Genomic DNA, 14,748 nt, shown 5'->3' on the forward strand with positions numbered 1-14,748 from the left:
ACATGAGTTGGGACACACTTATGCAATACAAATGGGGAATCATGACGCCGGAATGGATCATTCTTGGCGTGGGAATTGCTCTCTCGCTCATCGACCTATTGATGCCGAATGATAAAAGCCGTCGGCCCCTTGGCTGGTTTGCGTTTGTTGGGGTGATCGTAGCGATCGTGTCGCTTGTGGCTCTCCTTCCTGTTCATACAACCACTATTTTGAATGATTCGTTTCGTCTTGATTCGTTCGGCAAGGCTTTTAAGTTGCTTTTATTGTTTGGCGCAGCGTTCGTGCTTCTGTTATCCATTGATTATCAGCCGCGCGAGGGCATGAAATACTATGGCGAATTCTATTATTTATTCTTAACCGCTTTGCTCGGTGCGATGGTGATGACATCAAGCGGCGATTTGATCACATTGTTTGTCGGCTTGGAGCTTTTATCGATTTCCTCCTATATTTTGGCCGGATTGCGAAAGGCGCATTCTTTGTCCAACGAGTCAGCGCTCAAATATGTGATTAATGGCGGGATTTCTACTGCCATTACCCTGTTTGGGATGAGCTATGTATTTGGTCTAACAGGCTCCACGAATTTGAAGAAAATCGGAATGCAGCTCAGTACACTGCAAGATAGCGGCCATCAATATGTATTGGCTCTTGCGTTTTTGTTGCTGTTGGTCGGTCTTTCATTCAAATTGTCATCCGTTCCGTTTCATATGTGGGCTCCTGATGTCTATCAAGGAGCGCCAACGCCAGTCACTGCTTTTTTAAGCGTTGTCTCGAAGACGGCAGGGTTTGTCATCGTCTTGCGTTTGTTTATTACCATATTTGCTGCTGCTCCTGCACAAGGAAAAGATCCATCCTCTATGCTGTTGTCGATGCAGGATTATATCGCTTTTTTGGCGGGAGCGACCATGGTGATTGGCAATGTGATCGCTTTAAAACAGCGTAATATCAAACGGTTATTTGCTTACTCAAGCATCGCCCATGCAGGTTATATATTAGTGGGGTTTGCTTCCATGTCTTGGGTGATGATTGACTCGATTTGGTTTTATTTAGCTGCTTATTTGCTGATGAATTTAGGGGCGTTTGCCGTGTTGCAGATCATTACAGATCAATCGGGATCGGAAGATATTAGCCAGTTTGCGGGCTTATATCGGCGTCATCCGCTTTTGGCGGTATTGATGGGGATTTTTATTCTATCTCTGGCTGGAATCCCTGGAACGGCCGGCTTCATTGGAAAAGTGCATATCTTTTTAGGAGCATTTGCGACGGATCCTGCTCACTATGTTTTAGCATCCGTGATGGTGGCGGCCACGGTTGTTTCCTACGTGTATTATTTCGGTTTATTTACACAAATCTTCTTTCGCCCGGCTGCTGTTCACGAACCGATCAAGCTGCCGATTGGCGCTGCTCTTGTCGCCCTTATTTGCGCGGTTGGCACGCTCGTTTTTGGCGTGCTGCCGGGGATGGTCTATCACTTTTTAGACCAGTTTCAACATTTTGATGATTTTTTGCATTAATATTACAATAAAGGAGGATGTACTCCCTGAGATTGTAGACAAAGTCAACATAGACTTTGTCTACAATCATTTTAATCTTCTTCATGGATGGAACGCTTGACAGGCAAGGAACGCAGCTGAGTGAAGAAGGGGAGTTCATGAGCGGACGATCGCGGCCTATGACGCAGGATAAAAGCGTTTGTCAACAAGTCTGGAGAGGTTAGAAGTAAGGAACTGTCAAGCTTTACACGCACAGGCGGGCGCTTTTCGCTTTTATATATGAGAAAGGAGTAACTGGAGATGATGGTAGGAGTAGGACAACAAGCTTTGTTAAGCATTATTTCCCATCTTGTGTTTATGGCTATTACATGGTGGGTACTGCAAGGAGTACATATTGAAAAGCTCTTGAAGCCGAATCGCATCATTCAAGCTCGCTTATTTTACATACTATTGACCATTGCGATCGGTTCGACTGTCAGCAATTTTTTCCTTGATTATTTTCTTTGGTCGAAGCAACTGCCATTCCTTTTTCAATAAAGAAGAGGCGTTGCGTTTTTTGTCAAAAAGGAAAAAATCTCTTTGTGATTTTGTCGACCGTTTTTGTGTATGTTCACTTCCAATCTGGCAACAATAAAAGCTAAGGAGAGGAAGTGAAACGGGATGATAAAGAGAAAAAATATGATCATGCTGGCAATGGCATTTGCCGTACTCATGATCATGTATCAATATTCTATCGGTGAAGCAAAGGGGAATGAGCCGCTACAAGAAATAAGAACAATGGCTCATGTTTTACAAGAAAATGGTGCGTCGATCCAACAGTGGACCATTTACACAAGGGAGTATGCCCAAGTTATTGAAAATGATTCAGCGTTTTTAAAAAAAGCCAATGAATTAAAGCGAAAATTCCCAGCGTTTCGCTGGGTGATGGAATCAGATCAGCATGTTCAGAAAGTGACAGGCACGTATGAACATTCCTCCATGCAAGAAAAAATTCAACTCGTTACTACCGTTGCAAATGAAAAGCCCCAAACGTATATCCTCTATGAGCTAAAAGGATTTGGTTGGAGCGAACAAGTATGGGAAAAAATCAGTAGCAGCATCAGACAAAAGTCATCTAAACTCTTTATGAAACAGCCGGTATTTTTCTCTTGTGTAAAAGGGGAATTCAATGATAAGATGGAAGGTGTTTTGTTAAAACAAGCTTACCATCTTTTACATGAATTCAACGCAACGCCTGTTGAGGCGCTTAAGGAAGGGACGTTTGTTTCCGTATCTGCATATACTGGGCAGTGGGAGAACGTTCTTCCAACCAAAACACATCCAATGAATATTCAGCTAGCTCTCAGACAGACAGGATTGGGCGGTCAGACGACTGTTGTCGTTGGAACCCCAATTATTACAATTGAATATTAATATAGAGAAATTGGACGCGGAGGGGAATACCTTGGAAAAAATCATCGTCCGTGGCGGGAACCGGTTGAGCGGCACTGTGCGAGTAGAAGGAGCAAAAAATGCCGTTTTGCCTGTTATCGCTGCAACTTTATTAGCAAGTGAAGGCAAAAGTGTAATTCATGATGTTCCTGCTCTCTCCGATGTATATACAATCAATGAGGTGCTGCGTTACTTAAACGCAGAAGTCAGCATGGAAGGAAATCAAGTGACTGTAGATGCATCCCGAGAGCTCAAGTTAGAAGCCCCGTTTGAATATGTGCGTAAAATGCGAGCCTCTGTTCTTGTGATGGGACCGCTGCTTGCGCGAAACGGCCGGGCTCGCGTCGCGTTGCCGGGCGGCTGTGCGATTGGTTCGCGCCCGATTGATCAGCATCTAAAAGGATTTGAAGCGATGGGCGCTTCTGTCAAGGTTGGCAATGGCTTTATTGATGCAGAGGTAACCGGGCGGCTGCGCGGAGCGAAAATTTACTTGGATTTTCCGAGCGTTGGAGCGACGGAAAATATCATGATGGCCGCCGTATTGGCTGAAGGAACCACAGTGATTGAAAACTGTGCGAAGGAACCGGAAATCGTCGATTTAGCTAACTTTTTGAATGCGATGGGCGCAAAGGTAAGAGGAGCCGGTACCGGAACGATTCGAATTGAAGGAGTTTCTGAATTGCAAGGGGCTGTGCATACAGTGATTCCGGATCGGATTGAAGCAGGTACGTTTATGGTTGCTGCTGCGATTACAGGTGGAAATGTTTTGGTGCAAGGAGCTGTTCCAGAGCATTTAAGCTCATTAATAGCGAAAATGGAAGAAATGGGTGTGACCATTATCGAAGAAGAAAATGGCCTTCGTGTGATCGGTCCCGAAAAGCTGAAAGCAGTTGATATTAAAACCATGCCGCACCCAGGTTTCCCGACCGATATGCAATCGCAAATGATGGCCTTATTATTGAAAGCCGAAGGCACGAGCATGATTACCGAAACGGTATTCGAAAATCGTTTTATGCATGTAGAAGAATTTCGCCGGATGAATGCGGACATCAAAATTGAAGGACGCTCGGTCATTATGAATGGCCCTTGCCGCTTGCAAGGGGCAGAAGTAGCGGCGACTGATTTGCGCGCTGCCGCTGCGTTGATTTTGGCAGGACTTGCGGCTGAAGGGTATACGCGTGTGACGGAGTTAAAGCATTTAGACCGCGGCTATGTCCGTTTCCATGAAAAGCTGGCGGCTCTTGGCGCAGACATCGAGCGTGTTCGTGAACAGGAGTCCACAGTGAATGAAGAGAAGCTAACGGACTTGAATATTTGAAGCAAAAAACGACCGTCAGCTACAGCTTACGTAGTGAAAGGTCGTTTTTATTTTTGACGGAAATCGACATCGGACTGTTGTCAGCTTCGTTCAAACAATTTGTCATATATACTTGTCCAAGCCCATACATTATGTAATAACGAGCACGCAAGCAGCTGCTTGCGCTTGAAAATTGGATATTGGAGGGCTCGGGAAAATGAAACGTGTAAAACTACTAATCGTACTAGCTTCTCTATTATTGATTGTGGTTCTGCTGATCCCGACACTGCTCGTCATTCCATTTACCGACAAGGTAGACGGAACGTTGGCGGAGGAGCTTCGAAAGCAGTCCATTTCTACAGAGCAAGAAAAGCCGAAAGGTACAACAGGTCCTCATGTGGAGGTAGCGGTATATCGGAGCAAGGAGAAACAAATCGAGCATATTCCGCTTGAACAGTATGTCATCGGTGTTGTCGCAGCTGAAATGCCTGCTGATTTTGAATTAGAAGCACTCAAGGCGCAGGCGTTGGCAGCAAGAACGTATATTGTCAAGCAGATGTTGAACGATCAGCCGATTAGCCTGCCAAAGGGAGCAAATGTGACGGACACGGTGATGCACCAAGTTTATTACAGCGACGATGAACTTAAACGGCTATGGGGAGCCGATTATAATTGGAAAATCAAGAAAATCACAGAAGCTGTTCAAGCGACAGAAGGACAGATTGTCACGTACAATAACGTTCCTATCGAGGCGTCTTTTTTTTCCACAAGTAACGGGTATACAGAAAACTCAGAAGCCTATTGGGGGAATGCTTTTCCGTACTTAAAGAGCGTAGCGAGTCCCTGGGATAAAGATTCTCCAAAATTTTATAATCAAACAGCGATGTCCGTTTCCGAATTTGAACAAAAGCTAGGTGTGACGCTTCCGAAAGACGGTTCAGTCGGTAATTTGCTAGGACGTACACCAGGAAAGCGAGTCGAGGCTGTTCAAATCAATGGAAAAAAACTGACAGGAAGAGAAGTGCGAGAGAGATTAGGATTAAAATCAACCGACTTTACGTGGATGCGCAAAGGAAACGAGATTATCATTACCACGAAAGGGTATGGACATGGAGTAGGCATGAGCCAATATGGGGCTAATTTTATGGCGAAAACAGGGAAAACATATGATGAAATTATCAAATATTACTACCGCGGGGTAAGCATTTCTTCTGCGACTGCCTTTTTAAACAAATTAACCGCGAAAAAATAAACCATCGATTCGCATTCAAAGCCTAAAAAGATCCATTCATTTGCGACTCATTCATGGGTGAATGGGTCTTTTCTTTTTGGGGTTGATCGCATAGCCGAAACGGTTTCAGCTTCAGGTTTACAGAGCTTCTTTTTTTATGTATAAAAAGCGATTCTTTTCAAAAAATAAACGAAAAAAATGTTTTTTGATGTATAGATTTTCCTCTTTCTGTTCAAAATGGTTGCTGAGGTGATGAACAATGAGAGAGGAAGAAAAGAAACAACCTTCTCCAATGAAACCAAGTTTAAAACGCGTGTTGCGCAAGCGTTGGGTATTTCCTGCTGTATATTTAACGAGTGCCGCAGTGATTCTAGCCGGAGTGCTTTGGTTCCAAAGCAATCATGATGAGCAGTCGCAAAAAGATGAATATGAATACAGCCAAGATGCTCCAGGAACTTCTTATAACGAGAACGACTCCATTCCGGTCAACGAATCTGTCGAACACATCTCAATGCCAGTCCTTGATCCGAACGCTGTCGAAGTCAAAACGCCTTTTTATGATTATGCCGCATCGAAAGAAGAACAAGAAGCAGCTCTCGTCTTTTATAATAATACGTATTATCCAAACCACGGCATTGACCTTGTAATGAAAGACGGAAAAGAGTTTGAGGTGACCGCTTCTTTAAGCGGGACAGTGACAACAGCGAAAAAGGATCCGATTTTAGGCTATGTGGTAGAAATCGATCATGATAATGGCGTGGTAACGGTTTATCAATCATTAGCCGATCTACAAGTAAAAGAAGGCGACACCGTGAAGCAAGGTGAAGTGATTGGGAAGGCCGGACAAAGCCAGTTTAACCAAGAAGCGGGCACTCACGTTCATTTCGAAATTCGTAAAGATGGAAAAACGGTTAATCCGCTTGACTATGTAGACAAGCCTGTGACATCCTTAACGGAATCCAACGCAGCGGAACAAAATGACAAACAGCAAACAGAAAATCAATCGGAAAACAATCAACTAAATAACCAATCTCAAAGCGACCAGCAAAATAATCAGGCACCAAGTGAACAAAACCAAAGCGAACAATCACAATCTAATGACCAATCAACAACAGATGAGAATAGCACGAATCAAGATTCTTCTTACAAAACGCCTGATTCCTCAATCGGAATGGCGCGAACATAAGGGAAAGGCCGTCTGAACCGCTCTCTTTTGATTCTATGAAACCACGATCATGGGCGTCGAAGAGGAAGCGAGCAGATGGCACGAAATAAGCGGTACGAGCGATGAAATCGCCGTACCGCTTTTTAGTTGACAGAAAAAGACATGGTCGCTTTCGCCTCAGGCCATTGCGGGTCAGTCAGCCACCACGTAATGGTATACTGTCCTTTTGGAAGCGGAGGCAATAGGTTGCGAAATGATAGTTCTTCCCCTTGCTTGAGAATGCGTTCCTCATATACGGGAGTAAACATTTTCCTATCACTGAATTGGAAAAATTTTTTTCCGTTGCGATACAAGATATAATCATATGTTTGGCTGCTTGTAAAGGTCACCTTTTGTTCACGCTCTGTTTGATTTTTGACGCTAAATATGAAAAGATAACGCCCGTTTTGTTTTTGATAAGTCAACGATGGCTCAAGTGTGCCGGCGACGATGCGATGCTGTGGACTTTCCTCTCGCTGTTTGGCGATAGAGGGGATTGTCTCATTCCAAGGCGTCCATGCGATGCTTAGGATCAGGATGGACAGCAGCACACCAACGGCTTTTTTCTGCAGATTCATCTTTTCACCGCCTTTTTAGTTGATTTAATTATGTTATTCCCCATCTTATTGCAAAAAAATAGCATATCTGTACCATTTCCTTAATAAAATGTTACAAACTTATCAACTAACGGGAGTGTTTGAGGTGGGGATCGTCCATAACAGCAGGAATAAAGCCTAGGATGCTTTCGAATTGAACAAGAAGAAGTGCTTTTGATCAACCACGAAGCGAGTCTCATTTCACACTTCTCACATCCAATTTAGGGAGGGCGAGTGGTGTGCACGATTACATCAAAGAGCGTACTATCAAGATTGGAAAGTATATCGTGGAGACGAGAAAAACCGTTCGCGTCATCGCGAAAGAATTTGGCGTTTCCAAAAGTACTGTTCATAAAGACTTAACGGAGCGGCTTCCAGAAATTAATCCGGAGCTTGCCAATGAAGTCAAAGAAATTCTCGATTATCATAAATCGATTCGTCATTTGCGTGGGGGGGAAGCAACGAAGAAAAAATATAAGAAAGAAACGATTCAATAAATCTGGGTCTTCCTTGCTTTCAAATTTCGTAAAAATAGTATCAGTTTCCTATCTTCCTATGATAAAATAATCAATTAGGAGCAATTCGATGGATTGAAGCAAGGAGGAACCTAATGATGTTTGCGAGAGATATCGGTATTGATCTCGGTACAGCGAACGTATTAATTTACGTAAAGGGCAAAGGGATCGTGCTGAACGAGCCGTCCGTTGTGGCAATTGATACGAATACGAACAAGGTATTGGCGGTTGGGGAGGAAGCACGACGAATGGTAGGGCGTACCCCTGGGAATATCGTTGCCATTCGGCCGCTCAAAGACGGTGTCATTGCCGATTTTGACATTACCGAGGCGATGCTAAAACATTTCTTAAACAAGCTTGATTTAAAAGGATTTTTTTCGAAGCCGCGCATTTTAATTTGCTGCCCGACGAATATTACTTCTGTCGAACGAAAGGCCATTAAAGAAGCGGCAGAAAAAAGCGGCGGCAAAAAAGTGTATTTGGAAGAGGAACCAAAAGTCGCGGCGATTGGCGCCGGCATGGATATTTTCCAGCCGTACGGCAATATGGTCGTCGATATTGGCGGTGGCACAACCGATATCGCCGTTCTTTCGATGGGAGATATCGTCACCGCCTCTTCGATTAAGATGGCGGGGGACAAGTTTGATATCGAAATTTTAAACTATATCAAACGGACGTACAAGCTATTAATCGGAGAGCGCACGGCTGAAGAAATTAAAATGAAAGTAGCAACTGTATTCCCAGGTGCACGCGCAGAAGAAATCGATATTCGCGGCCGTGATCTTGTTACAGGATTGCCGCGTACGATTACGGTTCGTTCAGCTGAAATTGAAAAGGCGCTGCATGAGCCGGTTGCTGTCATTGTCCAAGCGGCCAAAAGTGTTTTAGAGCGTACGCCGCCTGAATTGTCGGCGGACATTATCGACCGCGGAGTGATTTTAACGGGCGGAGGCGCGCTTTTACACGGAATCGATCAGCTGTTATCCGAAGAATTAAAGATACCGGTATTAGTGGCCGAAAATCCGATGGATTGTGTAGCCATCGGAACCGGTATTATGCTCGACAATATCGATCGCGTGCCGAAGCGAAACTTTGTATAACGGCATGCTATACGCGAATAGGTAGTGTTTTTCTTCACGGTACCTATTCGCTTTTTCATTGGTTTGGCGTATAATAGGAGGTAAGTATGGACATTGAACAAATGAGGTGACAATCGTTGTTGCGCGGATTTTATACAGCCGCTGCCGGCATGCTAGCTGAGCAGCGTCGAGTGGAGATGCTAACAAACAATATCGCCAATGCCAATACGCCGGGGTACAAGGAAGACGAGGCCGCATTGCGCGCTTTTCCAGAGCTGTTGCTTTCACGGGTGCAGGAAACGACGACGCCAACAAGCGATCCCGCTTCACGGCTTCATCGTTCTCCGGTCGGCTCTATTCATACAGGCGTCTATATGCAGGAACTCATTCCGAATTTTTTGCAAGGGGATGTGAAAGAAACGGGGCAGCCTACCGATATCGCGTTAGTGGATGGGACGGTTCCGATCGATGCGCAAACGGGGATGAAGGGTGCGCTCTTTTTCGTTGTTCAAAACGCCAATGGCGACATCCGTTATACAAGAAACGGCAATTTTACGCTTGATGCCGAAGGCTATTTAACGACAAATGAAGGCTATTATGTTCTTGGTGAAAATAATCAGCGTATTCGTTTAAACGGAACGGATTTTGCAGTCGCTCCCGATGGAACGATTACGGAAAATAATGCTCGTGTCGCTCGCTTGAATGTGGCCTTTGCTGCTAATCCGAATACGGTTGTGAAAGAAGGAAACGGATTATTCCGCAACGATAATGGACCGCTGCCAAGCGCTGTCGACAATCCCAATGTTACATATGAACTGAAGCAACGTTTCCTCGAACGGTCAAATGTTGATGTCACTCGTGCGATGACCGATATGCTCTCAGCTTATCGTTCATTTGAAGCCAATCAAAAAATCTTGCAAGCATATGATCGAAGCATGGATAAGGCGGTAAATGAAATTGGCCGCCTCAAATAACGAGAGAGAAGAGAGGTAGGGCTTATGCTGCGTTCGATGATCACAGCCGCTAACACGATGAATCAGCTTCAACAGCAGCTGGATGTCATCAGCCATAATATCACCAATAGCAATACACCGGGATTTAAGCGCCGTGAAACGAATTTTTCTGAGCTGCTCGTTCAGCAATTTACCAATTTGCCAAATGATCAAGCGAACCGCTTGACTCCTGCTGGTGTCCGCCGCGGTGTCGGCGCCAAGCTGGGTGAAACGAATCTTGTGCTAAAGCAAGGTGCCTTGATGCAAACAGGCCGTCCGCTAGATGTCGCCTTTGCTAAAGAAGGGCAGTTTTTTCGCGTTCTCATCAATCATCAAGATGGGACAAGCACGATTGGCTATACACGGGATGGGGCGTTTTACTTGAGTCCATCAGAAGCGGATCCAAATGAGCTTATGCTTGTGACAAGCGACGGGTATCCGGTTCTTGATCGAAACAATGAACCGATTCTTGTTCGCGACGGCTTTCAAAAGATAACGATTACGAATACAGGCACAATCCAAGTCACAGACGCGAACGGAAATGTGTCGCAAACTGTAGAGCTAGGCGTAACGAACATTTTGCGTCCGCAGCTATTGCAGTCTATTGGCGATAATTTATTGGCATTCCCGGATTTGGCGCAGCTGGGGGTAGGAGAAGCTGATGTGGCACAGGATATGATCGGGAACATGCGTTCACAAATTCATCTTCAACAAGGAGCGCTTGAGCAATCCAATGTCGACTTAGGAACGGAAATGACCGATTTGATGCTGACTCAACGCTCCTATCAAATGAATGCGAAGTCCATCTCCATTTCGGACCAAATGCTTGGATTGATTAACGGAGTCCGCTCATAATGAGGGAGATGAAGCGATGGATGAACAACAACGTCAGGAAGAAAAGCAACCGAAGCGGCGCTGGAGACGGTCCCGCACTCGCCTGTTTCCGATTTGGCTCCGTCTTTTGCTTGTGCTCGTGTTGGTGGTGATCAGCACGGCTGCTGGCGCCATGATTGGCTATAGCGTTCTTGGCGATGGCAAGCCGCTTGATGCGTTAAAGCCGGCGACATGGCAGCACATCGTCGAGATTGTGACAAAGGATGTGAACAGCAAATAGCCGTTACGCTAAACGGCTAAACGGCGTTTGCTTATGGATATCCGGCTCTTGCACGGCTTGTGCTGCGTTTTTATAGATGTCGAGGAGCAGAGAAAATCAAAGGAGGCATATAGATGTTTGATATCCAGCAAATTCAAGAAATCATCCCGCACCGTTACCCTTTTTTATTAATTGATCGAATTTTAGAGGTTGAAGAAGGAAAGCGGGCCATCGGTTTGAAAAATGTCAGTGCGAATGAGCACTTTTTTGTCGGCCATTTTCCTGAATATCCGGTGATGCCGGGCGTTCTTATTGTCGAAGCGCTGGCGCAGGTTGGAGCCGTTGCGCTGCTGATGAAAGAAGAAAATCGCGGCCGTCTCGCTTTTTTTGCCGGCATCGACAGCTGCCGATTTAAAAAGCAGGTTAAGCCGGGCGATCAGCTTCGCCTAGAAGTCGAGATTATCCGCAGCAAAGGGGCCATCGGCAAAGGACGCGGCATTGCAACAGTGGATGGAGAAATCGTCTGCGAGACAGAAATCACCTTTGCCCTTGGCGAAAAGAAAGACGCGTAAATCGACCATTCATGCATGAAATTCTCCTTTCTGGATAAGATAAGCAAAGATGGGTCTGAAACACTTATCAATGATCGACAGAAAGGAGAAAAGAATGATGAAGAGACAAGCTTTGCTTATTCGGCTGTTTAGCGTATTGGTCGCCATGGCGCTCGCAACAGGATGTAATGCCAACCGCGACAACGATACGCAAAATCCTCCGCCACCGGCCAACAATGAGACAAACGATATCCAAGATCGAGATGTGAATCCGGCAGACGACATCAACCAAAACGATGATGTCGATCATGATAACAACGTGCCGAACCATGATACCAACCCATTGCCTCCTGGCGATGATACAAACAATGGACCTGGCGATGACGAGAACGATACCGTTCCGGATCCAGAAGATGCTGTTGAAGACCCTCAGGATACCAACGACAGAGACAATCGAGATGAATAATCGAAAAACCGCCTCCTCAGGGCGGTTTTTTTGTTGAAAGAGATGGAGCAGCCGAGCAGCTGACGTAACTTAACATGTGAGAATATGAACTCAATGGATCAGATAGACAAACAACACGCTTCACAGAACCGCAAGCGGGTTTGGAAAACGGCGTTGTTCAGAGCTTTTGTGTTGGCGTGTGGAAGGCCCATCGCCACCTGCTTTTGACCGCAAGTATTGGCGAGTGTCATTGGCTCTATAGCTGGATTTAGATCGTTTCTTCTTTCTGTTCCGCTTCCCAGCGGTCAATTTCCTCACGAACGATAGGCGCTACTTCTTTTCCAAGCAATTCAATCGCTTTCATGACATCTTCATGCGGCATGGAGCCAACCGGTACGTGGAGCATAAAACGCGTAATCCCCACATTTTTGCGGAGAAAAATAATTTTTTCCGCTACGGTTTTCGGATCTCCCACATATAAGGCCCCCTCCAGTCTACGGGCCGCATCAAATGTTTCCCGAGTGTATGGAGCCCATCCGCGTTCTCTTCCGATGACATTCATGGCATATTGGGTGGACGGGAAAAATTTTTCCGCAGCGATATCCGTATTCTCCGCGATAAACCCATGAGAGTGCGAAGCGACCGTTAATTTTGCTGGATCGTGGCCATGTTGTTTCGCCGCTCGCTTATACAGCTTCACAAGTGGCGCAAAATGCAGCGGGCTGCCGCCGATAATGGCCAAAACGAGCGGCAAACCGAGCATGCCGGCGCGAGCGACCGATTCCGGCGTTCCGCCGCTGGCAATCCAGACAGGCAGCGGATTTTGGACAGGGCGCGGATAAACGCCTCGATGTTGAATGGCTGGCCGAAATTTTCCGCTCCAAGAGACTATTTCTGATTCGCGAATGTTTAACAGCAACTCCAGCTTTTCGTTGAAAAGCTCGTGGTAATCTTCCAAGTCATAACCAAACAGAGGGAAGGATTCAATAAAAGACCCCCGACCTGCCATGATTTCCGCCCGTCCGTTTGAAATCGCATCGACGGTTGAAAACTGTTGGAAGACTCGAACGGGATCATCAGAAGACAAGACGGTTACGGCGCTTGTCAGGCGAATGCGCTTGGTCAATGCGGCCGCTGCGGCTAAAATAGTAGCTGGACTCGAACTGGCGTAGTCTTTCCGATGATGCTCTCCCACTCCGAAAACATCAAGCCCGACTTGATCAGCCAATGTAATTTCCTCAATTACTTCCCGGATCCGTTCGGCATGGCTGATCGTCTTGCCCGTATGGACATCCGGGGTTGTTTCGACAAATGTAGTGACACCTATCTCCATTTTTTATCCCTCGCTTATGTTCTATATAGTCTGACATTATCATAGCAAGCGTCTCAGCTCAAATAAATCACCTTGTTTGCTCTTCCCTCCTTGTCTGCCAAGTGTTTTTCAGACAACCGAACTCGTTCGTACGTGGCGGGATGTATAAATTGGCAAGAGGATGATTTGAGAGCGTTTTTGATGCCGCCGTTTCTTTTGTCTTGGTGTCATTTTTTTCGCCGTTCATTCCATCGCTGGACGGACCGCTTTTCATGGCTTGGTTTGAGGTATTCATGGGCTTGCGGGAGCCTCATGATTGGCACGATTGAGCCAAACGCGATAAAATGAGAGCATCACCATAAGCTGTAGGTAGCCAACCATGAGTATCGTGAAGCATGGCTGATGGTTTGATAGGATTGGATTTTTGCTTTTGCCTAAGCAAGGCTCGGCATTCTTATATGAGATCATGAATGACATCTGTTGGTGAGATTGGATGAACGAAAAGATAGGAAAGGCGTGGAAAATAAACGATGAAATTAATAGCGATTGATATGGATGGAACGCTGTTAAACAGCGCAGGAAGGGTAACCGCTGAAAATGCGGCAGCGATCAAGCAGGCACAAGCTCAAGGGATCGAGGTGGTTATTGCGACGGGGCGCACGTATTATACAGCCAGCGGTCCGTTAAGAGAAGCGGATCTTCGCGTTCCCATCATTTGTTTGAATGGGGCTGATGTCCGCGATCAGGATGGACGGCAGCTCACGCGTATCCCGCTTGACGCTTCGTTGTTTCTTGAAGTCGATCAAGCATGCCAAGAGCACGGCGTCCACTTGGAAGTATGCACGAATGAAGGCATTTATTCCAAAAGCAAGGAGAAATCGTTGCAGATCCGGCTGGATATCGCTCAGAGCGCGAACGAACAGGCTGATGAGGAGCGTGTAAGGCGGCAGTTTGCCGATTATATCGCTTCCGGGTATCTGCGTTGGACGGATCACTTTCAGCCATTGTTGGACCGCGGGATTGACATCTATAAGCTTCTCCTTTTTTCCTTAGATCAAGAAGCGCTCGCCCATGTTAAGAACACATTTATAGCATGTGAAGCGCTTTGTGTTACATCGTCTGCCCATCACAATCTTGAAATCAATCATCGCGATGCGCAAAAAGGGATCGCGCTCGAAAGATGGGCGGCAAAACGAGGAATTGATATGAACGAGGTCGTGGCGATTGGCGACAATTTAAACGATCTATCGATGCTGCAAAAAGCGGGGAGAAGCGTGGCGATGGGCAATGCGGAAGAAGAAGTGAAGCGCATCTGCCACTGGGTTACTAAAACTAACAACGAGCACGGCGTTGCTTATGCGATACGTGAAATGCTCCAAAATGTCTAAGGGTGTTGGGCAGGGCTGCAGCGATCGAAGCTGAGTGGCCTGGTTTGTTTTTTTTCTCAGGAAGCCCTATTTTTGGCGGCATTTGCGAAAGTGGGAGATGCATGGCGGTCACAGAACGTGAATG

16 protein-coding genes are annotated in these 14,748 nt (G+C 46.0%); 14 read left to right on the forward strand and 2 right to left on the reverse strand.

Annotation, left to right across the window (positions count from 1 at the left end):
* Positions 1 to 2 precede the first annotated feature (2 nt).
* The 6 genes from nuoN (at position 3) to spoIIQ (ending at position 6,635) form a co-directional block, all read left to right on the forward strand.
* Entirely contained in the window at positions 3 to 1,511 is a 1,509-nt protein-coding gene (nuoN, locus tag B6A27_RS00740; protein WP_080859583.1) for an NADH-quinone oxidoreductase subunit NuoN, read from the forward strand.
* Between the two features lie 279 nt (positions 1,512 to 1,790).
* Positions 1,791 to 2,027 carry a DUF1146 family protein gene (locus B6A27_RS00745; RefSeq protein WP_044741566.1) on the forward strand — a complete coding sequence of 79 codons (237 nt, stop codon included), beginning with the start codon at positions 1,791 to 1,793 and terminating at the stop codon, positions 2,025 to 2,027.
* 123 nt (positions 2,028 to 2,150) lie between these two features.
* Entirely contained in the window at positions 2,151 to 2,903 is a 753-nt protein-coding gene (locus tag B6A27_RS00750; RefSeq protein WP_044741567.1) for a YwmB family TATA-box binding protein, read from the forward strand.
* Between the two features lie 31 nt (positions 2,904 to 2,934).
* Positions 2,935 to 4,239, forward strand: coding sequence for a UDP-N-acetylglucosamine 1-carboxyvinyltransferase (murA, locus tag B6A27_RS00755; protein ID WP_044741568.1), 1,305 nt, complete (start codon positions 2,935 to 2,937; stop codon positions 4,237 to 4,239).
* 196 nt (positions 4,240 to 4,435) lie between these two features.
* On the forward strand, positions 4,436 to 5,470 hold the full coding sequence (gene spoIID, locus B6A27_RS00760) for a stage II sporulation protein D (protein WP_066150580.1): 1,035 nt from the start codon (positions 4,436 to 4,438) through the stop codon (positions 5,468 to 5,470).
* A 238-nt stretch (positions 5,471 to 5,708) separates the two neighbouring features.
* Positions 5,709 to 6,635: a stage II sporulation protein SpoIIQ gene (gene spoIIQ, locus B6A27_RS00765; RefSeq protein WP_044741570.1), complete on the forward strand. Its 927-nt coding sequence runs from the start codon at positions 5,709 to 5,711 to the stop codon at positions 6,633 to 6,635.
* Between the two features lie 122 nt (positions 6,636 to 6,757).
* Here the strand turns inward: spoIIQ and B6A27_RS00770 are convergent, their stop codons facing one another.
* On the reverse strand, positions 6,758 to 7,231 hold the full coding sequence (locus B6A27_RS00770) for a BsuPI-related putative proteinase inhibitor (RefSeq protein ID WP_080859585.1): 474 nt from the start codon (positions 7,229 to 7,231) through the stop codon (positions 6,758 to 6,760).
* A gap of 257 nt (positions 7,232 to 7,488) precedes the next feature.
* On the opposite strand from B6A27_RS00770, the gene spoIIID reads away from it, so the two are divergent.
* The 7 genes from spoIIID (at position 7,489) to B6A27_RS00805 (ending at position 11,945) form a co-directional block, all read left to right on the forward strand.
* The gene (spoIIID, locus tag B6A27_RS00775) at positions 7,489 to 7,746 is read left to right on the forward strand and encodes a sporulation transcriptional regulator SpoIIID (RefSeq protein WP_027407999.1); all 258 of its coding nucleotides are present in this window, start codon (positions 7,489 to 7,491) and stop codon (positions 7,744 to 7,746) included.
* Positions 7,747 to 7,862: 116 nt separating this feature from the next.
* On the forward strand, positions 7,863 to 8,864 hold the full coding sequence (mreB, locus tag B6A27_RS00780) for a rod shape-determining protein (protein ID WP_066150848.1): 1,002 nt from the start codon (positions 7,863 to 7,865) through the stop codon (positions 8,862 to 8,864).
* 116 nt (positions 8,865 to 8,980) lie between these two features.
* Entirely contained in the window at positions 8,981 to 9,817 is an 837-nt protein-coding gene (locus B6A27_RS00785) for a flagellar hook-basal body protein (RefSeq protein ID WP_080859587.1), read from the forward strand.
* Positions 9,818 to 9,841: 24 nt separating this feature from the next.
* Positions 9,842 to 10,690 carry a flagellar hook-basal body protein gene (locus tag B6A27_RS00790; RefSeq protein WP_066150574.1) on the forward strand — a complete coding sequence of 283 codons (849 nt, stop codon included), beginning with the start codon at positions 9,842 to 9,844 and terminating at the stop codon, positions 10,688 to 10,690.
* Positions 10,691 to 10,706: 16 nt separating this feature from the next.
* On the forward strand, positions 10,707 to 10,949 hold the full coding sequence (locus B6A27_RS00795; protein WP_066150571.1) for a DNA-directed RNA polymerase subunit beta: 243 nt from the start codon (positions 10,707 to 10,709) through the stop codon (positions 10,947 to 10,949).
* Positions 10,950 to 11,062: 113 nt separating this feature from the next.
* On the forward strand, positions 11,063 to 11,500 hold the full coding sequence (gene fabZ, locus B6A27_RS00800) for a 3-hydroxyacyl-ACP dehydratase FabZ (RefSeq protein WP_080859589.1): 438 nt from the start codon (positions 11,063 to 11,065) through the stop codon (positions 11,498 to 11,500).
* 97 nt (positions 11,501 to 11,597) lie between these two features.
* The gene (locus B6A27_RS00805; RefSeq protein WP_066150565.1) at positions 11,598 to 11,945 is read left to right on the forward strand and encodes a hypothetical protein; all 348 of its coding nucleotides are present in this window, start codon (positions 11,598 to 11,600) and stop codon (positions 11,943 to 11,945) included.
* Positions 11,946 to 12,192: 247 nt separating this feature from the next.
* On the opposite strand, the gene B6A27_RS00810 is transcribed toward B6A27_RS00805, so the two are convergent.
* Entirely contained in the window at positions 12,193 to 13,257 is a 1,065-nt protein-coding gene (locus B6A27_RS00810) for an LLM class flavin-dependent oxidoreductase (RefSeq protein ID WP_080859591.1), read from the reverse strand.
* Between the two features lie 509 nt (positions 13,258 to 13,766).
* On the opposite strand from B6A27_RS00810, the gene B6A27_RS00820 reads away from it, so the two are divergent.
* On the forward strand, positions 13,767 to 14,624 hold the full coding sequence (locus B6A27_RS00820) for a Cof-type HAD-IIB family hydrolase (RefSeq protein WP_080859592.1): 858 nt from the start codon (positions 13,767 to 13,769) through the stop codon (positions 14,622 to 14,624).
* Positions 14,625 to 14,748: the final 124 nt, after the last annotated feature.

Origin of the sequence: Anoxybacillus sp. UARK-01, from assembly GCF_002075365.1 — a bacterium.
Taxonomy (GTDB): Bacteria; Bacillota; Bacilli; order Bacillales; family Anoxybacillaceae; genus Anoxybacteroides; species Anoxybacteroides rupiense.